This window comes from Micromonospora andamanensis (assembly GCF_016863495.1).
GTDB classification, from domain to species: domain Bacteria; phylum Actinomycetota; class Actinomycetes; order Mycobacteriales; family Micromonosporaceae; genus Micromonospora; species Micromonospora andamanensis.
The window spans coordinates 1-25,563 of sequence record NZ_BOOZ01000006.1; the positions used below are offsets into that span (position 1 = coordinate 1).

The 25,563-nt window shown below is 71.2% G+C and carries 21 protein-coding genes; 11 read left to right on the plus strand and 10 right to left on the minus strand.

What is annotated here, in order from left to right; genetic code table 11:
* From acs to Van01_RS07365, 4 genes are all read left to right on the plus strand, one after another.
* A partial coding sequence (gene acs / locus Van01_RS07350; protein WP_204002555.1) for an acetate--CoA ligase occupies positions 1-1,516 on the plus strand: 1,516 nt, incomplete at its 5' end.
* A 267-nt stretch (positions 1,517-1,783) separates the two neighbouring features.
* The gene (locus Van01_RS07355) at positions 1,784-4,189 is read left to right on the plus strand and encodes an immune inhibitor A domain-containing protein (RefSeq protein ID WP_204003126.1); all 2,406 of its coding nucleotides are present in this window, start codon (positions 1,784-1,786) and stop codon (positions 4,187-4,189) included.
* A gap of 110 nt (positions 4,190-4,299) precedes the next feature.
* Positions 4,300-4,782, plus strand: a complete 483-nt coding sequence (locus Van01_RS07360; protein ID WP_204002559.1) for a hypothetical protein — start codon at positions 4,300-4,302, stop codon at positions 4,780-4,782.
* A 95-nt stretch (positions 4,783-4,877) separates the two neighbouring features.
* The gene (locus tag Van01_RS07365; protein ID WP_099847889.1) at positions 4,878-5,810 is read left to right on the plus strand and encodes an alpha/beta fold hydrolase; all 933 of its coding nucleotides are present in this window, start codon (positions 4,878-4,880) and stop codon (positions 5,808-5,810) included.
* Positions 5,811-5,825: 15 nt separating this feature from the next.
* Here Van01_RS07365 and Van01_RS07370 read toward each other — a convergent pair whose 3' ends face one another.
* The gene (locus Van01_RS07370) at positions 5,826-6,191 is read right to left on the minus strand and encodes a UCP033725 family protein (RefSeq protein WP_099847890.1); all 366 of its coding nucleotides are present in this window, start codon (positions 6,189-6,191) and stop codon (positions 5,826-5,828) included.
* Entirely contained in the window at positions 6,188-9,133 is a 2,946-nt protein-coding gene (locus Van01_RS07375) for an SseB family protein (RefSeq protein WP_239098918.1), read from the minus strand. Before Van01_RS07375 ends, Van01_RS07370 begins: the two co-directional genes overlap by 4 nt.
* 153 nt (positions 9,134-9,286) lie before the next feature.
* Between Van01_RS07375 and mycP the strand changes: the two genes are divergently transcribed.
* Complete coding sequence (gene mycP / locus Van01_RS07380) at positions 9,287-10,525, plus strand: type VII secretion-associated serine protease mycosin (protein ID WP_373306220.1); 1,239 nt, start codon at positions 9,287-9,289, stop codon at positions 10,523-10,525.
* 50 nt (positions 10,526-10,575) lie between these two features.
* Here mycP and Van01_RS07385 read toward each other — a convergent pair whose 3' ends face one another.
* Complete coding sequence (locus Van01_RS07385; RefSeq protein WP_204002562.1) at positions 10,576-10,869, minus strand: WXG100 family type VII secretion target; 294 nt, start codon at positions 10,867-10,869, stop codon at positions 10,576-10,578.
* A 26-nt stretch (positions 10,870-10,895) separates the two neighbouring features.
* Positions 10,896-11,216: a WXG100 family type VII secretion target gene (locus Van01_RS07390; RefSeq protein WP_099852445.1), complete on the minus strand. Its 321-nt coding sequence runs from the start codon at positions 11,214-11,216 to the stop codon at positions 10,896-10,898.
* 192 nt (positions 11,217-11,408) lie between these two features.
* Between Van01_RS07390 and eccE the strand changes: the two genes are divergently transcribed.
* The 4 genes from eccE to rarD all read left to right on the plus strand — a co-directional run bounded on the left by eccE (position 11,409) and on the right by rarD (position 15,287).
* Positions 11,409-13,298 (plus strand): type VII secretion protein EccE, encoded by a 1,890-nt coding sequence (eccE, locus tag Van01_RS07395; protein ID WP_204002565.1) that lies wholly within the window; start codon positions 11,409-11,411, stop codon positions 13,296-13,298.
* A 45-nt stretch (positions 13,299-13,343) separates the two neighbouring features.
* On the plus strand, positions 13,344-13,730 hold the full coding sequence (locus Van01_RS07400) for a phage holin family protein (RefSeq protein ID WP_204002568.1): 387 nt from the start codon (positions 13,344-13,346) through the stop codon (positions 13,728-13,730).
* Between the two features lie 124 nt (positions 13,731-13,854).
* Positions 13,855-14,352 (plus strand): GNAT family N-acetyltransferase, encoded by a 498-nt coding sequence (locus Van01_RS07405; protein WP_204002570.1) that lies wholly within the window; start codon positions 13,855-13,857, stop codon positions 14,350-14,352.
* Positions 14,349-15,287 (plus strand): EamA family transporter RarD, encoded by a 939-nt coding sequence (gene rarD, locus Van01_RS07410; RefSeq protein WP_204002573.1) that lies wholly within the window; start codon positions 14,349-14,351, stop codon positions 15,285-15,287. The genes Van01_RS07405 and rarD overlap by 4 nt, the downstream gene beginning before the upstream one ends.
* A gap of 55 nt (positions 15,288-15,342) precedes the next feature.
* Here rarD and Van01_RS07415 read toward each other — a convergent pair whose 3' ends face one another.
* Entirely contained in the window at positions 15,343-16,035 is a 693-nt protein-coding gene (locus Van01_RS07415) for an anti-sigma factor family protein (RefSeq protein WP_204002576.1), read from the minus strand.
* On the minus strand, positions 16,032-16,526 hold the full coding sequence (locus Van01_RS07420; RefSeq protein WP_232511229.1) for a sigma-70 family RNA polymerase sigma factor: 495 nt from the start codon (positions 16,524-16,526) through the stop codon (positions 16,032-16,034). Before Van01_RS07420 ends, Van01_RS07415 begins: the two co-directional genes overlap by 4 nt.
* Before the next feature lie 246 nt (positions 16,527-16,772).
* On the opposite strand from Van01_RS07420, the gene Van01_RS07425 reads away from it, so the two are divergent.
* Positions 16,773-18,896: a PhoX family protein gene (locus Van01_RS07425; protein WP_204002587.1), complete on the plus strand. Its 2,124-nt coding sequence runs from the start codon at positions 16,773-16,775 to the stop codon at positions 18,894-18,896.
* Between the two features lie 79 nt (positions 18,897-18,975).
* Here Van01_RS07425 and Van01_RS07430 read toward each other — a convergent pair whose 3' ends face one another.
* Positions 18,976-19,758, minus strand: a complete 783-nt coding sequence (locus Van01_RS07430) for an IclR family transcriptional regulator (protein ID WP_099852452.1) — start codon at positions 19,756-19,758, stop codon at positions 18,976-18,978.
* A 154-nt stretch (positions 19,759-19,912) separates the two neighbouring features.
* On the opposite strand from Van01_RS07430, the gene Van01_RS07435 reads away from it, so the two are divergent.
* Positions 19,913-21,103: an MFS transporter gene (locus Van01_RS07435; protein WP_204002590.1), complete on the plus strand. Its 1,191-nt coding sequence runs from the start codon at positions 19,913-19,915 to the stop codon at positions 21,101-21,103.
* A gap of 68 nt (positions 21,104-21,171) precedes the next feature.
* On the opposite strand, the gene Van01_RS07440 is transcribed toward Van01_RS07435, so the two are convergent.
* The 3 genes from Van01_RS07440 to Van01_RS07450 all read right to left on the minus strand — a co-directional run bounded on the left by Van01_RS07440 (position 21,172) and on the right by Van01_RS07450 (position 25,484).
* On the minus strand, positions 21,172-22,257 hold the full coding sequence (locus tag Van01_RS07440; protein WP_204002592.1) for a polyprenyl synthetase family protein: 1,086 nt from the start codon (positions 22,255-22,257) through the stop codon (positions 21,172-21,174).
* A gap of 91 nt (positions 22,258-22,348) precedes the next feature.
* Positions 22,349-23,899, minus strand: a complete 1,551-nt coding sequence (nuoN, locus tag Van01_RS07445; RefSeq protein WP_204002594.1) for an NADH-quinone oxidoreductase subunit NuoN — start codon at positions 23,897-23,899, stop codon at positions 22,349-22,351.
* 52 nt (positions 23,900-23,951) lie between these two features.
* Entirely contained in the window at positions 23,952-25,484 is a 1,533-nt protein-coding gene (locus Van01_RS07450; protein ID WP_204002603.1) for an NADH-quinone oxidoreductase subunit M, read from the minus strand.
* Between the last annotated feature and the right edge of the window lie 79 nt (positions 25,485-25,563).

Here is a 25,563-nt window from a genome sequence, read left to right on the forward strand (position 1 = left end):
CAGTGTGGTGTTCGGCGGGTTCTCCGCCGACGCGCTCACCAACCGGATCCAGGACGCCTCGGCGAAGGTCGTGATCACCGCCGATGGCGGCTACCGGCGGGGCAAGCCGTCCGCGCTCAAGCCGACTGTCGACGAGGCGGTGGCGAACTGCCCTTCGGTCGAGCATGTCCTGGTGGTCCGGCGTACCGGCGAAGAGGTGGGCTGGTCAGAGCGGGACCACTGGTGGCACGACGCGGTGGAGCAGGCGTCGGCCGAGCACACCGCGCAGCCGTTCGACGCCGAGCACCCGCTGTTCATCCTCTACACCAGCGGCACCACCGCCCGCCCGAAGGGCATCCTGCACACCACAGGCGGTTATCTGACCCAGGCGGCGTACACCTCGCACGCGGTCTTCGACCTCAAGCCGGAGTCCGACATCTACTGGTGCACGGCGGACATCGGCTGGGTGACCGGCCACTCCTACATCGTCTACGGTCCGCTCTCCAACGGCGTGACCCAGGTGATGTACGAGGGCACCCCGGACACGCCGCACAAGGGCCGCTTCTGGGAGATCGTCGACAGGTACCGGGTGACCATCCTGTACACCGCGCCGACGTTGATCCGCACCATGATGAAGTGGGGTGAGGAGATCCCGGCCGAGTACAACCTCTCCTCGCTGCGGCTGCTCGGCAGTGTCGGCGAGCCGATCAACCCCGAGGCCTGGATGTGGTACAGGCAGCACGTGGGGCACGGTGAGCTGCCCATCGTGGACACCTGGTGGCAGACCGAGACCGGCAGCATGATGATCTCGCCGTTGCCGGGTGTGACAGCCGCCAAGCCCGGTTCGGCGATGACCCCGCTGCCGGGCGTCGTCGCGGACGTGGTGGACGACCAGGGCCAGTCGGTGCCCAACGGCGGTGGTGGTTACCTGGTGCTGCGCGAGCCGTGGCCGTCGATGCTGCGCACCATCTGGGGCGACGACAACCGGTTCATCGAGACGTACTGGTCGCGGTTCGGCGCGGGAGCCACCGGCAACGCCGACGACCCGTGGATCTACTTCGCCGGTGACGGTGCGAAGAAGGACGACGACGGGCACATCTGGCTGCTCGGCCGGGTCGACGACGTGATGCTGGTGTCGGGGCACAACATCTCCACCACGGAGGTGGAGTCGGCGCTAGTGTCGCACCCGTCGGTGGCGGAAGCGGCGGTGGTCGGCGCCACCGACCCGACCACCGGGCAGGCGATCGTCGCGTTCGCCATCCCGAGGGGCAGCACCGAGATCTCCGGCGAGGCCGGCGAGCAGCTCATCGCCGACCTGCGCAACCACGTGGCGAAGACGCTCGGCCCGATCGCGAAGCCCCGGCAGATCATGCTGGTGCCGGAGTTGCCGAAGACGCGTTCCGGCAAGATCATGCGTCGGCTGCTACGGGATGTGGCGGAGAACCGTTCGCTGGGTGACGTGACCACGTTGCAGGACTCGTCAGTGATGGACCTGATCTCCTCCGGGATGAGCGGCGGCAAGTCCGACGAGGACTGACGGCAGGCGTACGACCTGAAGGGTGGCGGTCCGGGATCGGGCCGCCACCCTTCGTCATGTTCCGACAGGCCGCGACCGGATCGAGATGTGACAGTGAAAACGCCTGCCAAAAACTATCTGCAACAAATCTGGGCCTGACCCTTCCCACCAGCCCCACAGGTGCCTATGTTCACCACTGGCCCCATTTACGGGGGCCTTTTTCACCGGCCCACAACCCCCGACGGGCCGGTTCCCTCAATCCGGAGGTACCACGTGCGGAAAGTCGCAGTGGGTCTGCTCGGGCTCTCGTTGACGGCAACAGGACTGACGGTCGGCTCATCCGCCGCCGCTGCGCCACAGCCGGAGACGCCGGCGGCCGCCCCGTCCATCGCGGAGCCCGCCCACGCCGAGCACGATCTACCGAACCCGCTGGAGGCCAAGCGCCGCGCCCTGCGTCAGGAGGGCCTCAGTGAGGTGCTCTCGGGCCGAGCCAAGGCAGAACGGATCAACGGCAGCACGGTGGTCAAGGTCGGTGAGCGGGCCACCCGTGGCGGTGCGGCCGGTCGCAACGCCAAGGCCACCAAGGGCGGCCGGGGCCCCACCGAGAAGCAGTACGTCGAGTTGTCCCGGGAACAGACCGACCAGATCTTCGTGATCCTCGCCGAGTTCGGCAACGACCGGCACCCCGACTATCCCGACCAGGACACCGACCCCGACATCCCCGGCCCGACGAAGTTCGACGGGCCACTGCACAACGAGATCCCCGAGCCGGACCGGTCGGTGGACAACTCCACGGTCTGGCAGGCGGACTACGACGCCGAGCACTACCGGAAGCTCTACTTCGGCACCGGCCCCGGCGACGAGTCGGTGAAGCAGTACTACGAGGCGCAGTCCTCCGGTCGGTACAGCGTCGACGGTGTGGTCACCGACTGGGTCAAGGTCCAGTACAACGAGGCCCGCTACGGCCGTTCCAGCGGCTACCCCTGCGACGGGATCGTCTGCAACAACGTCTGGGCGCTGGTACGCGACGCCGCCAACAAGTGGGTCGCGGACCAGCAGGCGGCCGGTCGCACCGACGAGGAGATCGCGGCCGACGTCCAGGCGATGGACCAGTGGGACCGCTACGACCACGACGGTGACGGCGACTTCAACGAGCCGGACGGCTACATCGACCACTTCCAGATCGTGCACGCCGGTGGCGACATGGCCGACGGCGACCCGATCCAGGGCGAGGACGCCATCTGGAGCCACCGCTGGTACGCGTACGCATCCGACCAGGGCCGCACCGGTCCGTCGAACTTCCCGGCGGGCGGTACCCAGATCGGCAGCACCGGCATCTGGATCGGTGACTACACCATCCAGCCGGAGAACGGCGGTCGCAGCGTCTTCTACCACGAGTACGCCCACGACCTCGGCCTGCCGGACGACTACAACGTCATAAGCGGCGGTGACAACAACAACGAACACTGGACGCTGATGGCCCAGAGCCGCCTCGGTGCCAAGAACGACGGCGGCATCGGCGAACGCGGCGGTGACCTCGGCGCCTGGAACAAGCTCCAGCTCGGTTGGCTCGACTACGAGGTGATCGTGGCCGGGCAGAAGCGGACGCTGACCCTCGGCCCGCAGGAGTACAACACCAAGCAGGCCCAGGCCGCCGTGGTGGTGTTGCCCGAGCGGGAGTACACCTTCGACAACGGCGCGCCGTTCGAGGGTGACAAGCAGTTCTTCTCCGGTAACGCGGACGACCTCAACAGCACGATGACCCGGACGTTCGACCTGACCGGGAAGTCGTCGGCGACCCTGTCGATGAAGGGCCGCTACAGCATCGAGGCGGACTACGACTACCTGTTCTTCGAGACCTCTGTCGACGGCGGGCAGAGCTGGACGTCGCAGCCGGGCACCGTCGACGGCGAGCCGCTCAAGGAGATCTCTCCCGGCCGGTTCGCGTTGGACGGCAGCTCCGACGACGAGTGGGTCGACATCGAGATCCCGCTGGACCAGGTGGCCGGCGACAGCGTCGCGTTCCGGCTGCGCTACCAGACCGACGGTGGTGTCTCCGAGGGCGGCTTCTTCGGCGACGCGGTGACGCTTACCGCCGACGGCGAGACCGTCTTCACCGACGGTGCGGAGTCCGACGCGGGCGGCTGGACGTTGGCCGGCGGGTTCGAGGTGGTCGAGGAGACCTACACCCGGAGCTTCGCGAACTACTACATCGCGGGCACCCGGCAGTACATCTCGTACGACAAGTACCTCAAGACCGGGCCCTACTTCTTCGGGTACGCCAACACCAAGCCTGACTACGTGGACCACTACGCGTACCAGGAGGGGCTGCTGATCTCGTACTGGAACACCAGGTGGGCGGACAACGACACGTTCGCGCACCCGGGCGAGGGCCGGAACATGATCATCGACGCCCACCCGCGGCCGATCTACAACCTGACCGGGCAGCCCTGGCGGGCCCGCATCCAGGTCTACGACGCGCCGTTCAGCCTGAAGAAGGCGGACTCGTTCACGCTGCACCTGAACAGCCAGCCGCAGTACATCCGTGGGCAGGCCGCGCAGCCGCTGTTCGACGACACCAAGAAGTACTGGTTCCCGGAGCTGCCGAACCACGGCGTCAAGCTCCCGGCCACCGGCACCAAGATCAAGGTGCTGGAGCAGAAGGGCATCAACACCAAGGTCCGTTTCTCCTGATCCGCTGAGCAACAGGCGTGATGCCCCGGGCAGGCCACCTGCCCGGGGCATCACCCTTTCCGGCACCGGGTCACCGGGAACCGATGCGAGGTTGCGTCCGTCGTACCCCTGTGCCCACCACCACCCGCATCCGAGTGCCGGCGGCGTGCCTCGCCGCACTGCTGGCCCTGGCCGGTTGCGGTGCGCCGGACGGAGACACCGTGACCGCCGATCAGCGCCAACCGGGCGGCTCGTCGACGGGCAGCCCCGACGACACCACCGCCGGCAACACCGGTCAGCCGCCCTCCGGGCGTACCGGTGGAAAGCTGTCGCCCACCGACCCGCCGTTGATCGGCACCCCGACGGCACCGCCACGCCGTCCCACCGAGCTACGCAAGGCGAATGTCCTGGCCGGCCGGCTCAGCCAGGGCGGCAGCGGGCCCTGCTACACGCTCGTCACCGACGACGGCCGCGAGTACGCCCTGCACGGCCTCGACAAGGGCACCTTCGCCACCGGCACCTTCGTACGGGTGACCACCGCTCCGGCGACGACCGAGATGGACTGCGGCCCGGGCATCCCGCTCAGCATTCTCAAGATGAGCCCCGTCGGCTGACCGATGTCCGGCCACCCCGCCGCGATGCCGACCGCCGCATCGACCCGGGACTCGGCGCGACCAGGGACTTCGACCCAGGGCCTAGGCTGTCGTTCATGACCGAGCAGCGTGGCGATGCCGTCGACGAGTCCTGCGTACTCACCGAGGGGCCGTGGACGCACCGGTTCGTGGGTGCCAACGGCAGCCGCTTCCACGTCGTGGAGGCGGGTACCGGGCCGATGGTGCTCTTCCTGCACGGCTTCCCCGAGCACTGGTGGGCCTGGCACCGGATGCTGCCGGCGGTCGCCGACGCCGGCTTCCGCGCCGTCGCGATGGACCTGCGCGGCTACGGCGCCAGCGACAAACCACCCCGGGGGTACGACGGTTACACCCTCGCGGCCGACGTGGCCGGACTGATCCGGGCGCTCGGCGAGCGTTCGGCCACAGTTGTCGGTACCGGTGCCGGCGGCATGATCGCGTGGACTGCGGCGTCGTTTCACCCCAACCTGGTACGCCGGCTGGTGGTGCTCGGTGCCCCGCACCCGCTGCGGCTGCGGGCCGCCATCTTCGCTGACCCACGCGGTCAGTTCGCCGCGTCCACACCGGCGCTGAGATTCCAGCTGCCCCGGTACGAACATCTGCTCACCCGCGACGACGGCCGGGCGGTGGAGGAGATCATGCGCCGCTGGGCTGGCCGCCGTTGGGTGACCAGCTCGGACTTCGCCGACTACGCCCAGCGCTACCGGGAGGCGATGCGGATTCCGCAGGCCGCCTTCTGCGCCCTGGAGGGCTACCGGTGGGCGTTCCGGTCGGTACTGCGGCTGCACGGCTACCGGTTCGTGAAGCTGATGCAGCGCCCGCTGGCCGCCCCCACCCTGCAACTGCACGGCGCGCGGGACGTGGCGGCGCTGCCACGCACCGCCCAGGGCTCCGGGCGCTACGTCAGCGGACCGTACGAGTGGCGGCTGCTCGACGAGGTCGGGCACTTCCCGCACCTGGAGACACCTGATCTGGTGCTCGGCGAGATCCTCCGGTGGGCGAAGTCCTGACCGGGGCGGACGGCCTCAGACCCGCTGCTCGCGTACGTCGGTGACCTCGCGGACGGGTGCCCAGCCCTGGTAGACACCGAAGTCGAAGGCCTCCAGCCGCATCGCCTGCGCGACCGGCCAGCGCCCGCCGGTGTACTCGACCCGTAGCCACCCGTCGTGCTCGGCCAGCACGATGAACGGCTGCCCCTTCCAGGTGCAGGTCGTCCGGACGTACGCCAACTCCTCGATCTCGTTCGCCGGGACGACCCGGACGTGCCGGCCGGGACGCACCTCGGTGAAACCCTCGGTGGCCTCCGGCTGGTAGAGCCGGACCTCGCTGCCGTCCGGGCTGGCCTGGAACTCCCGGCCGCGCCAGCGCGCCACGTAACCGTCGCGCATCACCGTTCGCCGACCTCCTGCCAGGAGAGCGTGTCGGCGTCGAGCACGGCGATCAGCCGCTCGGTGCCTGCGGCGTCGATGCGTACCAGCTGGGCACCGTGCGGCAGCCGGACGCTGTCCACCTTGAACTCCGCCAGCACGTCACTGCCCTCACCGGGAGCGAAGCCGTTGCCCCGGAACGGGGGCCGTTCGATGACCCAGCCCTCCATCGCCCGCATGGCCGCCTCGTTCTGCCCGCCGTAGGGGATCCGGTACAGGCTCGGCCGGTACGCCGGCCACCGGAGCACGTAGATCTGTTCGGCGTCCGGCGTGAAGGGCGACTCGGGGTGGCCGAGGCCGAGCGCCTGGTAGAGGGCGGCCGGGGTGGTGAGATGCGCCAGCTCGCTCGCCCGGTGGACGAACCCGGAGACCCGGTCGTAGCCCCGTTCCAGGTAGTAGCCGAGCTGGCTCGGCGCTATCGCCTTCTGCATCACGATCGGCCGGGCCAGGTCACCCGCCGGGGCCGCCTGTCGTGGGCTGCTCGCCGGAGCGGGGGCCTCGGCAACCGGCTCGGGCTCGGGCTCGGCGTCGTCACCGAGGCCGAGTTCGGCCGCCCAGTTGGCCAGCCCGACGATCTGCTCACCGGGCAGCTTCGCACCCACCGGGGTGCCGGGGTTGACGGCGAACGACCACGACGGGTCCGGCCACCTGCGGATGAGCTGAACGAAGCGGACCTGGACCGTCTCGGCCGCCGGATCGGTGTGGTCGGCGAGGCGCTGCGGGGAGGTGTAGGCCACCACGAAGGTCTGCCCGTCCAGTTGCACGGTCGGCCAGACGAAGCCGGTCTCGCCGGGGCGGCTACCGGGGGCGGACTCGGCCGCGACCGGCATCAGGACCCGGGCCAGCAACAGCGTGGACAGGAAGGTGTCGGTGCTGCCGGCGTCGGCGGCACCGTACAGGTCCTCCTCCACCTCGTTCGCGGGCTGGAAGGGCGGACCGGCGGCGGGCGCGGTGGTCGCCCCGGACGCGGGACCGGGCGGCGGGGACTCGCGCATCGTGGGTGCATCGGTGATCGGCGGCGTGGCCGGCCCGGGCGCGGGTGGCGGTGCGGACGGCGGCGCGGACACCGGTGTGAACAGCGAGGGCGTCCCGGTGACCGGGGCGGCAGCCGGGTGGGCCTCGGCCGGCGGTGCCGTGCCAGCGCCGCTGTCCGTCCGGGCCTGGCTGGGCGGTGCCGGGGTGGCCGGCGGTGGAGCCACCGTCGGCTCGGGCGTCACCGTCCGGACCGGGACTGTCGGCTCCGGCGGTGCCGTGGGCACTGCGGCGGTCGGCTCAGGCGGTGCCGTCGGCACCGGGACGGTCGGCTCGGATCCCGGCGCCGTCGGCTCCGGGCGGGGGGCCGGGAACCGTACCGTCGGCTCGGGGTCGGCGGCCGGAAAGCGCAGCGGCGGCTCCGGCGCGGGCGGCACGTGCGGGGTCGCCGGCTCGGCGTGCTCCGGTGCCGGACGGGCCGGCGGCGGACCCGGCTGGGGCCCGCGCCCTCCTCCGCCGTCCGGTGGCCCTTCGCCCACCGGCGGAACCGGATGGCCGTTTGTCAGGGTGAGGTCCCTGGCCTCGATGATGGTGCCCTCGATGACGATAGGGGTGAACCCGCGGCGTGGCGCGGGCGGACCGGAGACCGGCTCGGCCGCCGACGTCGGCTCTTCCTCCACCGGCTGGCGGCGGGGTAGCGCCTGGGTCGGATCACCACCGCCGCCGGCTGTCGGGTCACCACCACCCGGTGCCGCCCAGCCAGCGGGAGTGCTCACCAGCAGCGGCCGGACCGGCCCGTCGGGCGGTGGCAGCGGTTGCGTCGCCTCCTCGGTCGGCCCGGGCTGCGGACGAGTGGTGGCCTGGTCGTTGTCGTCGAAGACGAAGGCACGGGTCGGCCCGTCGGACTGCGGCTCGCCGGCCGGCCCCCGGCGGGGAAACGGCTGACCGCCCCGGAACCGGGACGGCGGCGTGGCCCGATCGGCGAGGCGGTCACCGCGATGCGTCGAACGACCGTTCGCGGGTTCGAAGAAGGATCGCTGGCCCGGCTGCTCGGCACCGGTGTCGGCCGGACGTCCGTTGGTGCGGGGTCCGGGCCGCTCCGGTGCCGTGGGCCAGCCCGGCCCGGCGGACGCCGGCTCCTCGTTCCGCCCGGGAAAGGGCGGCCGTCGTGGCGACAGACCGTCCCTGGCGGCTGGACCGTCCGGCCGGGCACCACCGGGACCACCGCCGCCGGCAGCGCCGGTACGGCCCAGGCCGCCGCTGTCGGGCTGCGTCGGGCGCGCCGGGGCGGGTGGCCGGTCGGCGGGCCCCGGTCGCGGGCCGGTGACCGTGCCCGACGCCGCCAGCGGCACCTCCGGGAGTTGGAAGGCCGCCGGCACCACGGGCGGTGCCGGGGAGAGTTGCGTCGGTCGGACCGGGCCGGGCGGTCGCGGCGGGGCGGGCGGATTCGGCGTCGCCGGTGCGGGCGGGGTCGTGGCGGCCTCACGGGCCCGGTTCAGCGCCTCCACCCGTTCCAGCCGGGCTCGGGCACCCACCGTACGCCCGGGCAGCCGGACGTCGCCCCGGGAGAGCTGGGAGACGTACCAGGCCGGCAGATAACCCTCGATCGGCAGGCCTGGATTCACCGCCAGCCACCACTCGTGATTGGGCCAGCTCGCGGCCAGTTCCGCGTACCCGGTGCGGCGGCTCGGGCCGGCGTGCTCCCCGAGGCAGGCGCGCATCGCCTCGGCGGAGGTGAACGCCAACACGTGCGTCCGGCCGCCGGTCGTCCAGGTGCCCCAGCCCACCGGAGTCCGCCCTGCGGCCGCCTGGGCGGAGACCGGCAGCAGCAGCTCGACGCCGGACAGGATCCGGAAGTAAAGCTGCTGGTCATTGCCGTGCAGCGCGTCGCGCATCGCCGCCTCGGCCCCGGTGGCCGGCTCCCAGTCGGTCACGGCCACCCCTCCTCCCGGGCACAGGCCATAGGTATCGGATACAACCTACAAGGTGATCACAAGATCACAATGCCAGGCAGGCGGTGGCCGGCCCGGTTCTCCGGACAGTCGGTAACATTCCGTCGCGGTGTCGACACGATACGGAGGCCGTCGATGTCCCGGGTGCGAGGTGCGCGACGACACCTGCGGATTGACCGGCGCCGGCCGTACCTCTTTCGGGTGGGTCTGGCCGCGACCCTGCTGGTCGGCCCGACGTTCGTGATGGCGGAAACGCCGGCCCGAGCGGCCTCGGGATGCCCGTCGCCACCGGCACCGGCCCGGCCGGTCTCCGCGTCCCCGTGGCCGCAGCAGCGGTACGCCCCGGAGCGACTCACAGGGCTGGCCACAGGTGCCGGGGTGACGGTGGCGGTGGTCGACTCGGGCGTCGACCGACGGCACCCCCAACTCGCCGGACGGGTGCTCGCCGGCACAGACCTGCTCGACGCCGGCGGTGACGGCAGGCTCGACTGTGTCGGTCACGGCACCGGCGTGGCGAGCATCATCGCCGCCGCACCACGCGACGGGACCAGCTTCCGTGGGCTGGCGCCGCAGGCCCGGATCCTGCCGGTGCGGGTCAGCGAACAGCAGATCGTGGACGGGCGTGGCACGGGGCGCACGGCAGCGCCCGAGGACCTCGGCCGGGCGGTCCGCTGGGCTGTCGACCGGGGCGTCGCCGTGGTCAACCTCTCCGTCGTGCTCTACACCGACCATCCCACGGTCCGCGCGGCGGTCGCCTACGCGGTCAGCCGGGACGTGGTCGTGGTGGCCGCCGCCGGCAACCTCTCCGGCGGGGGCGCACCGCGCCCCTATCCGGCCAGCTACGAGGGGGTGATCGGAGTCGGCGCGATCGGCGCGGACGGAGTGCCTGCCGACTTCTCGCTCCCCGGCAGCCACGTGGATCTCCTCGCCCCCGGTGCCGGCGTGCTGGTCGCCGCCCCCGGACAGGGTCACCGCAGCGCCGACGGAACCAGCTACGCGGCACCGTTCGTCGCGGCCACCGCAGCCCTGCTGCGCCAGTACCACCCCGACCTCAGCGCGGTGCAGGTGGCCCGGCGGATCATCGCCACCGCCGATCCGGCGCCCGGAAGCGGACACGGCGCGGGAGTGCTCAATCCGTACCGGGCGGTGACCGAGACCGGACCGCCGCCCGGGCGCGCCCGGGCGGCGGCGACCGGGCTGGCCGACCACCGACCCGATCCGGCGCTGCTGGCGCAGCAGGACCGTCGGCGCGACGCCCGGCACCGCGCACTGCTGCTCAGCGGCGTGGGGGTGTCGATGATGGCCGCCGTCGTGGTGCTCGCGGCGGTGCTGCCTCGGGGGATCCGCCGACGGTGGCGCCCCGGCCGACCATGACCACGACGCGGGGTGACGCCAGCCGGCGTCACCCCGCTGGGCGTGGAGATTCACTGGAACAGGCCGGTGTTCCGCTTCTCGGTGTCGAGGTAGTCCGCCGCGGACTCGTCCACCGCGAGCTTGATGTCCCGCAGCATCACCTGGAGGTCCTGCGAGGCGTTGCGCCACCGCGCCTGCCGCTGCTCGTACGCCTGCTGGGCCGCGCCGGACCAGCTGGCGACGAGCGGCGCCGCATCGCGCTCCAACTGGCCGAGCTGTGCGTCAAGCGTGTTCAACGCCCGCTGGATGTCCGCGCTGGCCTGCTGCAGTGCGGCGAAGTTGACGACCAGCACACCGTGCTCCATCGAAGTCTTCTCCCTGGGGTCGTGGGCTAGAGCGGCAGTTGGATGCCGCCACGGTTGGTGGCGGCCATCCGGGTGGCCGCCTCGGTGTCCGATGCGTCGTACCGCGTGCCGGCGGTGCGGATCGCACCCGCCGTCTCCCGAAGCGCCTGCTGCAGACCGGCCTGGTCTTCCGCCCACTTCCGTTTGACCTGCTCGAACGACCGGCCGCCAGCGCCACGCCAGGCCTGCTGGAGGATCTCCAGCTGGACCAGCAGTCCGCTGAGCATCGACTGCAACGACTGGTCGGTCTGCTCGAACTTCGCCGCGGTCTGCTGCATCACCGCGGCCTCTGCCTGGGTCTGAGACACCTGGGACGTCACCTCGTCTCCTCGATCGTGGCTGGCCCTACGGCGAAGAACGCACCACCCACGACGCCGGAGGGCGAGCACGACGCGGGATGGGCCAACGAGAACTCGTCGCTGAGAGTAGCGACACCATCGCGGTTCTGCTACCCCATCGTCCTCCCCTGTGGACAACGCGATCGATCGACGGTGATTACGATGGGCGGCGGTCGGGTCGCGAAGGGTGACCGGTTCGGGGAGGGTGCGGTGGCGACGACCTTCACTCCGCCCCACCCGGCCGCGACCGACGACCCGCGCCCCGGCGATCCGTCACCGGGTGCCGGACGTCGGATCACCCCCACCGGGTCACGGCGAGGACCTGGCCGCTGGCCGTCCGGGCTTCGGGCCGGGCAGATCGTCACCACCCAGGTGGCAGCGGCGGGGCTGATCGCCGTCCCCGGTCGAGGTCCCCTGACGACGGTCACCGCGGCGCTTGTGGTGGCCGGGCTGCTCGCGGTGACCTGGTTCCGGGTTCGCCATCGATGGCTGCACGAGTGGTTGGTCACCGGCATCGGCTACCTGGCCCGGCGGCGGGCCACCCGGCGGCGCTCCGGTTCGACCGAGCTGCTCGGCCTGGTGGCCCCGCACGCGGTGGTGCGCTCCGTCGAGTGGGGCGGTGGTGCCGCCTCGGTGGTGGACGACCCGGACGGCCTGGTGGCGCTGCTGGAGATCGGCGACCCGGCCGACCTGCTCGGTGACGGCGGGAGGTCCCTACCGTCACCCGCGTCACTGCTCCCGGCCGAGACCGACCAGACGCCACCCGTACACGTACAGCTCCTGCTGACCGGTACGCCGGCACCGGCGGTCGGTGCCGGCGGCGGCGCGGCTGCCGTTTCCTACCGTCAGCTCGCCGACGGGCGGCTGGCCGGCTGGGAACGGGCGGTGCTGACGGTACGGGTGACGCGGGCGTGGGGCTGGCCGGAGGAGGCGCTGCGGCACGCCCTCGCGGGTACCGTCCGGCGCATCGTCAGGCGGCTGCGCCCGCTGACCGTGCGACAGGTGGGCGAGCAGTCGATCCGGCGGCTGCTCGCCGAGTTCGCCCACCACGACGGGCATCCGGTTCGGGAGTCCTGGCAGGCGGTCCGGTGCGGCGGTCTGCTCCAGACCAGCTTCCGGCTGCGCCGGTGGCCCGACGGCGATGCGGTGACCACGCTCCTGCCCCGGCTGTGGGCGGTGCCGGCGAGCGCGATCACGGTGTCGCTGCACACCGGGACGCAGCGCCCGGCAATCACAGGCCTGATCGTACGGCTGGCCGCGGCGACACCCGCCCAGCTCTCGGACGCGGCTCGACAGTTGCGGCGGACGGTGGCCACGGACGGCACCACTGTGGAACGGCTCGACGGCGGGCAGTGGTCCGGCCTCGCCGGCACGCTGCCGCTGGCGGTGCCCGGGGCAGCGCCGCCGACCGCCGGAAACCCACCGTTGGAGCTGCCCTACGGTGCCGCCGGGCTCAAGCTCGGTGCCAACCGGCACGGCCACGCCGTCACCGTCCGCCTGTTCCGGCCGGAGAGCACCCGGCTGATCCTCGTCGGTGGGGTGCCCGTCGCCCAACTGGTAGCCGTGCGCGCGATGGCGCTGGGTGCCCGGGTGATCGTCCAAACTGGCCGGCCGTACGTCTGGGAGCGGTTCGTCCGGGGCGTCGGCGGGCCGGACGGACCTGTTCCGCTGATCCCGCCGGACCGCCCGGTGCCCGGAGAACCCGGCACGCCACTCAAACCGGTGCTCGTGGTGCTTGACGCACCACCGCTCGCGGGTCCACGGCCAGGCACCACCTGGCAGACCACGCTGCTGGTCCGCGACGTGCTGACCTCGGCCGACGCGGACGCGCTGAGCCGGGCCGACCTGGCGGTGCTGCGACCGCTCAGCCAGGCGGAGGCCACTGTCGCCGGCTACGCGCTGGGGCTCGGCGACGCGGCGGAGTTGCTGACCAGGATCCGCCACGACATGGTCGCCGTGGTCAACCGGCGAGCTCTGCGTTGGGCACTGCTCGCCTGCACCCCCATCGAGTCGCAGCTCATCGGCACCGCGGCCCTGCGCCGAGCAGGATGATCTCGCGGGTTCCGCCCACGCGTCCGCCGTGACACCATGCCCGCCATGGGTTTTCTGAAAGGTCTACTGATCCGGGTCGGCGCCACGGCGGTGGCCTTCTGGCTGGCCACACTGCTCATTCCCGGTATCTCGCTCGACTCGGACTCGATCTCCGAGACGATCCTGACGCTGATTCTCGTCGCGGTCATCTTCGGTGTGGTCAATGGCGTGCTCCAGCCGATCATCAAGACCGTCGGCTGCGCCTTCTACCTGCTCACCCTCGGACTGATCGCACTCGTGGTCAACGGCCTGCTGTTCCTGCTCACCGGCTGGATCGCGGACCAGGCGGGGCTGCCCTTCGACGTCGACGGCTTCTGGCCGGCCGCGGTGCTCGGGGCGCTCTTCGTCGGCGTCGTCACCTGGATCCTCGGCGCCATCCTCGACCGCGACTGACCAGTTCCGCCGCGCCCTCCGGTGGCCACCGCCGCGATGGTGGCCACCGGAGGCACCCCGCGCTCAGCCATATCGCGGGAATTGGCTGCTGATCCCCCTCATCCGAGGCACTAGCTTCGGCGGGGTGTTCACCCTGACCCGCGATGACGGTTACACGATCAGCACCGATCCGGCCCGACTCGATCTGGATCTCGTCCACGGCTGGCTCAGCCGGGACGCGTACTGGGCGCTCGGGCGTGACCGGGAGACGGTGACGCGGGCGTTCGCCGGATCTGTCGGGTTCGGCGTGTACCGGTCGGCGGACGGCCGGCAGGTCGCGGTCGCCCGGGTCATCACCGACCGGGCCACCTTCGCCTACCTCTGCGACGTCTACGTCGACCGGGCCGAACGGGGTCACGGGCTGGGCACCTGGCTGGCCGGCGCGGTCCGGGACCACCTGGCCGAGCTCGGCGTACGCCGGATCCTGCTGGCCACCAACGACGCCCACGGGGTGTACCAGAAGGTCGGCTTCGGCGGCGTACCCGCCGACAGGTGGATGGAGCTCGACCAGCGCGACCAGGCCGTGAGCCCGCTCACCAGCAAGGATCGACAACCACCCCGGCCCCTTACGGTGGAGTCGTGACGCCGCTCCGCCTCGGATACCTCTACGGACTTGGTGCCTACCTGCTGTGGGGGTTCTTTCCGCTCTACTTCAAGCTGCTGCGCCCGGCCGGCCCGCTGGAGATCCTGGCTCACCGGGTGGTGTGGTCCGTCGCCTTCGTCGCGCTGCTGCTCATCGCGCTACGCAACGTCGGCTTCCTCCGGGCCCTGCTGCGCCGGCCCCGGACACTGGCGGGGATCGCGGCCGCGGCCACGCTCATCGCCGTCAACTGGTTCACCTACATCTACGGCGTCAACTCCGACCGGGTGGTGGAGACCGCCCTCGGCTACTTCATCAACCCGCTGGTGGTGGTCCTGCTCGGGGTGCTGGTGCTGCGCGAACGGCTACGCCGGGCGCAGTGGCTGGCACTTGGCGTCGGCGCGACGGCGGTGGCCGTACTCGCCGTCGACTACGGTCGGCTGCCGTACCTCGCGCTCATCCTGGCGTTCTCCTTCGGCGGGTACAGCCTGGTGAAGAAGCGCCTCGGCCTACCGGCGGCGGAGGGTCTGTTCGTCGAGTCGGCAGTGCTGTCCCTGCCCGCCCTGGGCTACCTCGGCTGGCTCGCCGCCGCCACCGGTGAGGCCGCGTTCGGCCACGTCTCGGCCGGCCACACGGCCCTGCTGGTGCTCGCCGGGGCGTTGACCGCCATCCCGCTGCTGCTCTTCGCCGGTGCCGCCAACCGGCTGCCGCTCACCGCCCTCGGCATGCTCCAGTACGTGGCGCCGATCCTCCAGCTCGGCTGCGGCGTACTGATCTTCCACGAGCCGATGCCGCCGGCCCGGCTGGCCGGCTTCGCCCTGGTCTGGCTCGCCCTGATCGTTTTCACCGCCGACGCGGTACGCCAGGCCCGGCACACCCGCCGTCTGCGCCTGGACGGCACCGTGCCAGCCACGGTGGCGGTCGCGAGCAGCCGCTGAGATCGCCGGGGCTGAGGTCGTCGCTACTGAGGTCGCCTGACGCTCGGGTGCCGGTTCAGCGAACCTCGTAGGCGAGCACCGGAGTGCCGTCGGCACGGATCAGCTCCAGCCGGACCAGCTCGGCGTTCGTGAACCGGGTCGCCCCGGTGATCCGCAGGTCGTCGCCGGGGGCGGCCAGCCAGGAGCCGATCTGCTCCTGCGAACCGTCGCCGGCGTGCGCCACCAGCCGGAAGGCGTTCGCCTTGCCGTACCCGGCCCGCTCGTCGTAGCCGCAGTGCATGGTCACCTCGGTGCCCCAGTTGGTGCCGGTCAACCCGATCTCGGCGTGCACCGGCACCGTGCCGGCGACCGGTTGCATCTGCACCATCCGCACCTGGCCACCCGGCCCGTTCGGCAGCTGCCCGGGCAGCATGGTCGCCACCCCGAAGCCGACCACCAGGGCGAACGCGGCGGCGGCCAGCCCGATGACCGCGTACCGCAGCCGGCCCGCCTGCCGCTCGCGGCGTCGGCGCTCCCGGGCGGCGGTGAGCAGCTCGGGCACCCGGGGGTTCTCCGGCGGCGGGAGGAACTGTTCCAGGCTGGCCGGATCCAACCGGCCGAGCAGACCGGGCAGCACGGCGATCTCGGAAACCGACTGTTGGCAGGCGGGGCAGTCGACGAGGTGCCGTTCGTAGCTCACGCGATCGGCTGGGGAGAGCGCGCCCAGCACGTACGCCCCGTCGTCGAACGCGAACTCGCAACGGTTCATCCGGTCACCCCCATCTCGGCCAGGACCAGCCGCAGGGAGCGCAGCGCGTAGTGGGTGCGGGACTTCACCGTGCCCGGTGGAACCCCCAGCCGGGAGGCTGCCTCGGAGACCGATCGCCCCTGGTAGAAGCACTCCACCAGGACATCGCGATGGGACGGACTGAGCCGGTTCAGCGCCTCCGCGACCGTCCACGCCTCGACGGCTCGCTCGGTTTCGTCGACGACCTCCGGCGGCTCGGGAAGTTCGTCGGTGTAGACCTCGCCTACCCTCGTGGACCGCCGCCGCCAGGCGTCGATCGCGAGGTTGCGCGCGGTGGTGAAGAGCCAGGCGCGTACCGAACCGCGCCGAGGGTCGAGCGACTCCGGATGTCGCCAGGCCCGTAGCAGCGTCTCCTGCACCAGGTCCTCGGCGCGCTGCCGGTCGCCGTTGACAAGCCGCAGCGCGTGCGCGTACAGCGCCTCGGCATGCTCGTCATGCAGGGCGCGCAGCAGGTGGGCGTCGTGGTCGCTGATGGTGTTCTCCTCGCTCTCGGCGCGAGCGGGCGCGGTGTTACGACCTGAGATACGTGCTGTCACGCCTATCGGTTCATTCCCAGCTCAAACCTGGGATTCCCGGGTTGGAGTTCATCGCTGGTTCACATCGACGCCGACCCACGCTCACCGCACCGCCCTAGCGTCCGGCGGGTACGCGTCGGTGACCTGCACCGACGTGCACCGACCCTCAGGAGGATCCTCCCCATGAGCGACCGTCCCCGGCTGCTCCCGCTGCTGGGCACCCCCCGCCACGGCAGCCGCGACGCCATGACCTGCCTCTACCGCTGCGGCAACGCCTGTGACCACCCGGTACCCAACACCTCCGACAACGCCTACTTCGGTGACGTGGTGAACGCCGAGGTCAGCCGCCGCGGCGTGGTCCGTGCCGGGGCGGTCGGCGCCCTGGTGCTCGGTTTCAGCGGTGCGGCGGCCGGCGCCCTGGCCGGTGCGGCGCCCGCCGCCGCGGCCCCGGTCCCCCCGGTGCCTCCGGCCGGTCAACCGACGGCAGCCGGCCGTCGCCCGGGCAGCGGTGCGCTGAGCTTCAAGCCGATCCCGCCGAACACCCTCGACACGTTCGTCGTCCCGAACGGCTACGACCAGGCCGTGATCATCCGCTGGGGCGACCCGGTGGTGCCCGGCGCGCCGGAGTTCAACCTGCGCCGGCAGACCGCCGCCGCGCAGGCCAAGCAGTTCGGCTACAACAACGACTTCGTCGGCGTGCTGCCGCTGGACAAGGGCGGCAAGCGGGCCCTGCTCGTGGTCAACCACGAGTACACGAACGAGGACCTGATGTTCCCCGGCTTCACCAGCCAGGACGCGCTCAGCGTCGAGCAGGTGAAGGTGGCGATGGCCGCGCACGGCATGTCCGTGGTGGAGATCGAGCGGGTCGGCGGGACCGGCCAGTGGCGGGTCGTCGGCTCCGGCCGCCGCCCGTACAACCGTCGGGTCGACGCGCTGAGCAGCAAGTTCGAGCTGACCGGCCCGGCCGCCGGCTCGTCGTTCCTGAAGACGGCCGCCGACCCGAAGGGTCGTACGGTCATCGGCACGCTGAACAACTGTGCCGGCGGCGTGACCCCGTGGGGCACCGTGCTGTCCGGTGAGGAGAACTTCAACCAGTACTTCGTCGGCGGCGACGCGGCGCCGGAGTCGGAGAAGGCCCGGCTGGCCCGCTACGGCATCAGCACCACCGCCCGCTACCCCAGTGGCAGCCGCAAGTGGGACCGGGCCGCCGAGCGCTTCGACCTCGCCAAGCACCCCAACGAGGCCAACCGGCACGGCTGGATCGTGGAGATCGACCCGTTCGACCCGGAGAGCCGCCCGCGCAAGCACACGGCGCTCGGCCGGTTCAAGCACGAGGGCGCGAACGTCATCGTCGCGCGCAGCGGGCACGTCGTCGCGTACATGGGCGACGACGAGCGCTTCGACTACCTCTACAAGTTCGTGTCGGACAAGAAGTTCATGAAGGGTGACTCCTGGGTCGCCCGCAAGCACAACCTGACGCTGCTGGAGTCGGGCACCCTCTACGTCGCCAAGCTCGACCAGACAAGCGCCGGTGAGATCGACGGCTCCGGCACCCTGCCCAGCGACGGCGCCTTCAACGGCAAGGGCCGCTGGATCAAGCTGGTCAGCGGCAACCGTTCCTACGTGGACGGGATGACCGCCGCCGAGGTGCTGACGTTCACCCGGTTCGCCGGGGACAAGGTCGGCGCGACCAAGATGGACCGTCCGGAGGACGTCGAGCCGAGTCTGCTCACCGGAAAGGTCTACGTGGCGCTGACCAACAACACGAACCGTGGCGTCGGCAGCAACCCGGCACCGGACGAGGCCAACCCGCGTACCGCCAACCGGCACGGGCAGATCCTGGAACTTGTCGAGGACCGGGGCGACAACACCGCCGACTCCTTCCGGTGGTCGCTGCCGATCGTCTGCGGCGACCCGGCGGACCCGTCGACCTACTTCGCCGGGTACGACAAGACCAAGGTGTCGCCGATCTCCTGCCCGGACAACGTGGCGTTCGACGCCACCGGCAACCTCTGGATCTCCACCGACGGTAACGCGCTGGGCAGCAACGACGGCCTCTTCGCCACGGCCACCGAGGGTCCGGAGCGGGGCCACCTGAAGCAGTTCCTGACCGTGCCGGTCGGTGCGGAGACCTGCGGACCGTTCATCACCGAGGACAACCGCTCGCTCTTCGTGGCGGTGCAGCACCCGGGTGAGATCACCGGTGCCACTGTCGACAACCCGGCCTCCACCTGGCCCGACGGCGACTACGCCAAGCCGGGCGTGGTGGTGACCTGGCGGCTGGACGGCGGACCGGTCGGTAGCTGACCCCGCCCCGGCACCGCGCCGGCCGCCTCTCCGACGGCCCTCTCCCCACCAGGGAGGGGGCCGTCTCGGCAGCTAGCGATCAGGTGTCCGCGGCCAGGCCGTCGGCGATGGCGCGCGCGGCGGTGAGCAGCTTCGTTCGGACCACCCGGGCGGAGGTCATCATCTCGCTGGCCGGCAGCGCGCAGGCCAGCACCGTACGCCGTTCCATGTCTTTGTCCGGGCTGACCAGAACAGCGGCACACGCCACTCCCTGCCGGAACTGGCCCAGTTCCAGTTGCATTCCGCGTCGCTCCCCGGCCGTCAGGTCGGCCTCGAACGCCTCCGGGGTGGTGAGGGTGGCGCTGGTGAACGGACGCATGCCGTACTCGCGCAGATAGCGGTGGCGTTGCTCGGCGGTGAGCGTGGCGAGCAACGCCTTGCCGAGTGCTGTCGCGTGCGCGCCCTCGTCGAAGCCGGGAACGAGATCCTCCAGGTACGGCGAGCGGTTCCCCTCCGCCACGGCGGTGATCGCCACCTGTCCGCCCACGAACCGGCCCAGAAAGTGGCTCCAGCCGGTCTCCAGGGCCGCCCGACGCAGGCTCTCGCCGATGGCCGGTGAGCCGCGGAACGCGGCAACCAGTTCGCGGTAGCGGTCGGCCACCTCCAGACCCACGATGTACGTGCCGTCCTCCCGACGGATCACGTAGCCCTCGTACGCGAGGGTGCGGACCAGGTGATAGGTGGTCGCCACGGTCAGCTCGCAGCGTCGGGCGATCTGTTTCACCGTCAGGCCCCGTGGGGCACGACCGACCGACTCGAGCACTCGAAGCGCGCGGGAGACACTTCGGATCAGGTCCGAAGGTTCCGCCAGGGGGTCACGCACAACCACCTCCGCCACCGGGGACTTACACCATATGAAAAAGCGGCCCGCCGCGAAATGCCTGATCGGGTGGAGGATCGATGATCATCCGACACAGGATGTGAGGTGGAACGCACTTTCCGTCGTCGAGGTGCGGCTGGCGTAGGTTGGCCGCACCATGACCCACATCGCCCCTCCGCGTACTTCGGAGACCGCCGCACGGCCCGTCCGGGCCAGTGCCGTCGCGGTCACCGTCACGATCGCCTGCGTCCTGCCGGTCTTCCTGGTCGGCGGTCTCGCCGTACAGATGCGGGAGGAGTTGGGCTTCTCCCCCGCCGGCCTGGGGCTCGTCGTGGCCGTCAACTTCGCGGTGAGCGCCCTCGCCTCGGTCCCCTCCGGTGTGCTCGTCGAACGGTGGGGTGCCGCCGTGACGGCCCGGGCCGGCATCGTGGTCTCCGCCGCCAGCCTGCTCGCCGTGGCGGTGGCGGCCCGCTCGTATCCGGCCCTCGTCGGTCTGCTGGCCGTGGCCGGCACCGCCAACGCGCTCGGTCAACTGTCCAGCAACGCCCTGCTCGCCCGGCACGTCCCGCCCCGCCGGCAGGGTCTGTCGTTCGGGGTCAAGCAGGCGGCGATCCCGCTCTCCACCCTGCTTGCCGGCGCAGCGGTACCCACCCTCGCGCTCACCGTCGGCTGGCGCTGGGCCTTCGTGGCGGCAGCCGGCGCCGCGCTGGCCGCTCTGCCGGCCGTACCCTCGCAGGGCACCCGGCCCGTGCGGCGACGCACCGGAAGAGGCGGCGGCGCGAGCCCGGGACTGGTCCTGGTCGGCGTGGCCGCGACGCTGGCCGCGGGGGCGGCGAACGCGCTCGGCACCTTCGTGGTCGACGCCTCGGTCGACAGGGGTCTCGGTCCGGCGATGGCCGGGCTCACCCTGACCTTCGGCGGCGCGGTCTGCGTGGCGGCCCGGATCGGGTTCGGCTGGCTGGCCGACCGCCGCACCGGCGGGCACCTCGCGGTGATCGCCGGTCTGCTGGTGGCCGGCGCGGCGGGGCTCGGCCTGCTCGCGGCGGCCGGCCCTGGGCCGCTGCTGGTGGGCGTGCTGCTCGGCTTCGGTTTCGGCTGGTCCTGGCCCGGGCTGATGAACTTCGCGGTGGTCCAACTGCATCCGCAGGCCCCGGCCGCCGCCACCTCGATCACCCAGACCGGGGTGTACGCGGGCGGCTGCCTCGGCCCACTCGCCCTGGGCCCGCTCGCCGCTGCGGCCGGCTACCCGACCATGTGGCTCACCGCAGCCGCCGCCATGCTCGCCGCCGCCACCCTCATGCTCACCGCCACCCGCCTACTCCCCACCCCACGCCGACAGCCGAGTTGATCAGGAAGTTCTGGTCTGGATTCGCACGCATGGCGACCAGAACTTCTTGATCAACCCACTGAGGTCGGTCAGCTTGTGCGGTCGGCGATGTGGTCGCAGAGGGATTCGAGGGCGCGGCGGGCCGGGCCATGCGGAAGGGGGGCGAGCTGGGCGCGGGCGTCCTCGGCGTAGCTGCGGACGGTCTCGCGGGCACGCTTGAGTGCCGGGCTCTCCCGCAGCAGGCCGAGCGCCTCGGCGTGCAGGGCGTCGTCGGTGAGCGGCCCGGTGGCCAGGATCTCCCGCAGTCGTACCGAGGCGGCGTCCGCGTCGTCGGAGGCGAGAGCGTAGAGCACCGGCAGGGTGGGAACGCCCTCCCGCAGGTCGGTGCCGGGCGTCTTGCCCGACTCCGTCGACTCGCTGGCGATGTCGAGCAGGTCGTCAGAGAGCTGGAAAGCCACCCCGATGGTCTCGCCGTACCCGGCCAGCGCCGCCACCTGCTCCGGCGCGGCCCCACTGAACTGGGCACCGAAGTGCACGCTGGTGGCGATCAGCGAGCCGGTCTTCTCGGCGATCACCCGCAGGTAGTGCGCCACCGGATCGTCACCGGGCCGAGGGCCGATCGTCTCGGCGATCTGACCGTGGACCAGCCGGGCGAAGGTACGCGCCTGGAGTCGTACCGCCTCGGGGCCCAGCTCGGCCGCCACGTCCGCGGCCCGGGCGAAGAGGTAGTCGCCGACCAGGATGGCCACCGAGTTGGTCCACCGGGAGTTGGCGCTCGGCGCGCCCCGGCGCACCGACGCCTCGTCCATCACGTCGTCGTGGTACAGCGTGGCCAGGTGGGTCAGCTCCACCACCACGGCCGCCGAGACGACCTCGGCCCGGGTCGGATCACCGAACTGGGCACCCAGGGCCACCAGCAGCGGCCGGAACCGCTTACCGCCGGCCTCCACCAGGTGCCGGGCCGCCTCGGTGACGAACGGGTCGGCGCTGGCGATGCTGTCCAGCAGCTCCGCCTCCACCGACGCCAGCACACCGAGGACGGACTCCTCGCTGTGCGGGTCGGCGAGGTGAAGGCCGAGCGCGCCGAACTGAGCCGCGCCGGAGCGGCTCCGGCGACCACCGGAGCCGGTGACACCTGTACCCTCGCCACCCCTAATCACCACGCCTCCAACCATGCCACACAGGTTCTACCTGCACCGGACCGGGGATACGCGGCGAGGGCCGGCCCACAGCGCGTGGGCCGGCCCTCGAACGGCAGGTCGGCCGTTACCTGACGAAGTCGGCGGCTGAGGAGGCCAGGTCGAGCAGCGGTGCCGGCGCGACACCGAGCACAAGCGTGGCGAGCACCCCGATCACCAGGGCGGCCGAGGTGAGCGCACCCGGCACCGCCACCGTCGGCGTGCTGTCACCCGGCTCGGAGAGCCACATCAGCACCACGACCCGCAGGTACGGGAAGGCCAGCACCATGCTGGTCAGCACACCCGCGATGACCAGCCACACCTGCCCACCGTCAAGCGCCGGACCGAAGACCGCGAACTTGCTGGTGAAGCCGCTGGTCATCGGGATACCCGCAAAGGCGAGCAGGACGAAGGTGAAGACCGAGGCGTAGACCGGCGACCGCCGGCCCAGCCCGGCCCAGCGGGACAGGTGGGTCGCCTCGCCGTCGGCATCGCGTACCAGCGTCACCACAGCGAACGCGGCAAGCACCGTGAAGCCGTACGCGACCAGGTAGAACATGGTGCCGGAGAGGCCCTCGCTGCCCGGTGCGAGCACACCGACGAGCAGGTAACCGGCGTTGGCGATCGACGAGTACGCCAGCAGCCGCTTGATGTCGGTCTGGGTCACCGCGAACAGCGCACCGACGAGCATGGTGAGCACCGCCACAGCGCCCAGCACCGGGGTGAAGTCCCACCGGGCCCCCTCGAAGGCCACGTGGAACACCCGCAGCAGGGCACCGAACGCGGCGACCTTGGTGCAGGCCGCCATGAACCCGGTCAACGGCGTCGGCGCGCCCTGGTACACGTCAGGCGTCCAGACGTGGAACGGGGCCGCGGCCGCCTTGAACAGCAGACCGATGGCGACGAGCGCCATACCGGCGAAGAGCAGCACCGGGCTGGCCGTGGAGTTAGCCACTGCCGCGTTGACGGTGGCGAAGTCGACGCCCGCCTGCCGGTCGCCGAGCCCGGCGGTGAAGCCGTAGATCAACGCCAACCCGAACAGGAAGAACGCCGAGGCGTACGCACCGAGCAGGAAGTACTTCATCGCCGCCTCCTGGCTCAGCAGCCGCCGGCGACGGGCCAGCGCGCAGAGCAGGTAGAGCGGCAACGAGAAGACCTCGAGCGCGATGAACATGGTCAGCAGGTCGTTCGCCGACACGAAGATCAGCATGCCGGCGATAGCGAAGGTGGTAAGCGGGTACACCTCACCCGCGCCACCGGCGTTCTCCGCCTGCTGGCGGTCCTCCGGCGAGTCGGCGGTCACCGCGGCCTGGGCGACAAACGCCCCGCCCCGCTCGACCACCCGCTCGCCGAGCAGCAGCAGCGCCACCGCCGACAGGGCGAGGATCGAGCCCTGTAGGAACAACGTCGGCCCGTCGACGGCGATCACGCCGATGGTGATCACCCGCTTGTCGGCGTTGACCACCACCATGGTCAGGGCCGCGAGCACCGCGAGCACCGCCAGCGGCAACTGCACGGGATGCCGCAGCCGCCGGGGCACGAACGCCTCGACCAACACCCCGACCACCGCCGCGACCAGCATGATCAGGATCGGCGCGATCGCCGCGTAGTCGATAGGCGGCAGTTCAAGCTCGGTCACTGGACCAGCCTTTCGTTCGCGACTGCGGGGCTCGCAAGCTCACTCCTCGCGCTCACCGGATCGCCTCCTGGACGGTGTCTACCGACGGGGCCGGGTCGGTCCGGCCGACGTCCTCCATGGTCGCCTGGATCGCGGGGTTGATCACGTCCGTGACCGGCTTCGGGTAGAAGCCGAGCACCAGGATCAGCGCGATCAGCGGGGCGACGACGACCTTCTCGCGCAGGTTGAGGTCGCGCTTCATAGCGTCGATCTCGGTGAGCGCCGGGTTGAGGGTGCCCTGCGTGGTGCGCTGCACCATCCACAGCACGTAGGCCGCCGCCAGGATGATGCCCAACGTCGCGATCACCGCTACCGGCTTGTTGACCGTGAACGTGCCGATCAGCACCAGGAACTCCGAGACGAACGGTGCGGTACCCGGCAGCGCCAGCGAGGCGAGACCGGCGAAGAAGAGCACCCCGGCCAGCACCGGCACCAGCTTGCCCGCACCACCGAAGTCACTCACCAGCGCCGAGCCCCGGCGCGCGATGAGCATGCCCACCACCAGGAAGAGCAGTCCGGTGGCGAGGCCGTGGTTGACCATGTAGAGCACGGCCCCGGTGCCTGCCTGCGTGGTGAAGGCGAAGATACCCACGCCGATGAAGCCGAAGTGGGCGATCGACGTGTACGACACCAGCCGCTTGAGGTCGTTCTGCCCGACGGCAAGCAGCGCCGCGTAGATGATGCCGATGACCGCCAGCCCCAGCGCCCACGGCGCGAACCACTGGGCCGCGTCCGGGAACAGCGGCAGGCAGTACCGCAGGATGCCGAAGGTACCGACCTTGTCCAGCACGCCCACGAGCAGCGCGGCGGCACCGGCGGGCGCCGCGCCACCGGCGTCCGGCAGCCAGGTGTGGAACGGGAAGAACGGCGCCTTGATGGCGAAGGCGACGAAGAAGCCGAGGAACAGCCAACGCTCCGCCCCGGTGGTGATGTCCACCTGCGACAGCGCCACCCAGTCGAAGGTCTTGCCGCCGACCACCCACAGGCCGATCACGGCGGCCAGCATGAACAGACCGCCGACAAGCGAGTAGAGGAAGAACTTGACGGCCGCGTACTGCCGCTGGTGACCGCCGTAGCTGCCGATCAGGAAGTACATCGGCACCAGCATGACCTCGAAGAACACGTAGAACAGGAAGACGTCGGCGGCGGCGAAGACACCGATCATCGTGCATTCGAGGACGAGCAGCAGCGCGAAGTAGACAGGCACCGACCGCTTGGACGACTCCGCGTCGTGCCAGGAGGCGAGGATCACCAGCGGCACCAGCACCGCGATCAGCATCAGCATGACAAGCGCGATGCCGTCGGCGGCGAAGGTGAAGTTGACCCCCCAGTTCGGGATCCACGGGTACGACTCGCGGAACTGGAAGCGGTCGCCACCGACCTGGAAGGTCACCCACATGACCACGGACAGCGCCAGCACCAGCAACGACCAGCCGAGCGCGACCTGCTTCGCCAGCGTCGGCCGGCTGCGCGGCAGGAGGGCGACGACCACGGCGCCGACAAGCGGCGCCACGGTGAGCACCGAGAGGAACGGGAAGTCGGACATTATGCGGCCTTACCTCCGTCGTCACTGTGCGGTCCGCCGGCGACGGCCGCCTGAGAGGCCGACAGCCTCAAGAGGTCGA

Bases quoted from the DNA above. Each gene is read 5' to 3' on its own strand.
- Van01_RS07400 (WP_204002568.1), top strand. From the start codon at position 13,344: ATGGGTTTTCTGAAAGGTCTACTGATCCGGGTCGGCGCCACGGCGGTG.
- Van01_RS07425 (WP_204002587.1), top strand. From the start codon at position 16,773: ATGAGCGACCGTCCCCGGCTGCTCCCGCTGCTGGGCACCCCCCGCCAC.
- Van01_RS07440 (WP_204002592.1), bottom strand. From the start codon at position 22,257: ATGGTTGGAGGCGTGGTGATTAGGGGTGGCGAGGGTACAGGTGTCACC.
- Van01_RS07385 (WP_204002562.1), bottom strand. From the start codon at position 10,869: ATGGAGCACGGTGTGCTGGTCGTCAACTTCGCCGCACTGCAGCAGGCC.
- mycP (WP_373306220.1), top strand. From the start codon at position 9,287: ATGTCCCGGGTGCGAGGTGCGCGACGACACCTGCGGATTGACCGGCGC.
- eccE (WP_204002565.1), top strand. From the start codon at position 11,409: ATGGGCGGCGGTCGGGTCGCGAAGGGTGACCGGTTCGGGGAGGGTGCG.
- Van01_RS07450 (WP_204002603.1), bottom strand. From the start codon at position 25,484: ATGTCCGACTTCCCGTTCCTCTCGGTGCTCACCGTGGCGCCGCTTGTC.
- Van01_RS07415 (WP_204002576.1), bottom strand. From the start codon at position 16,035: ATGAACCGTTGCGAGTTCGCGTTCGACGACGGGGCGTACGTGCTGGGC.
- Van01_RS07365 (WP_099847889.1), top strand. From the start codon at position 4,878: ATGACCGAGCAGCGTGGCGATGCCGTCGACGAGTCCTGCGTACTCACC.
- Van01_RS07435 (WP_204002590.1), top strand. From the start codon at position 19,913: ATGACCCACATCGCCCCTCCGCGTACTTCGGAGACCGCCGCACGGCCC.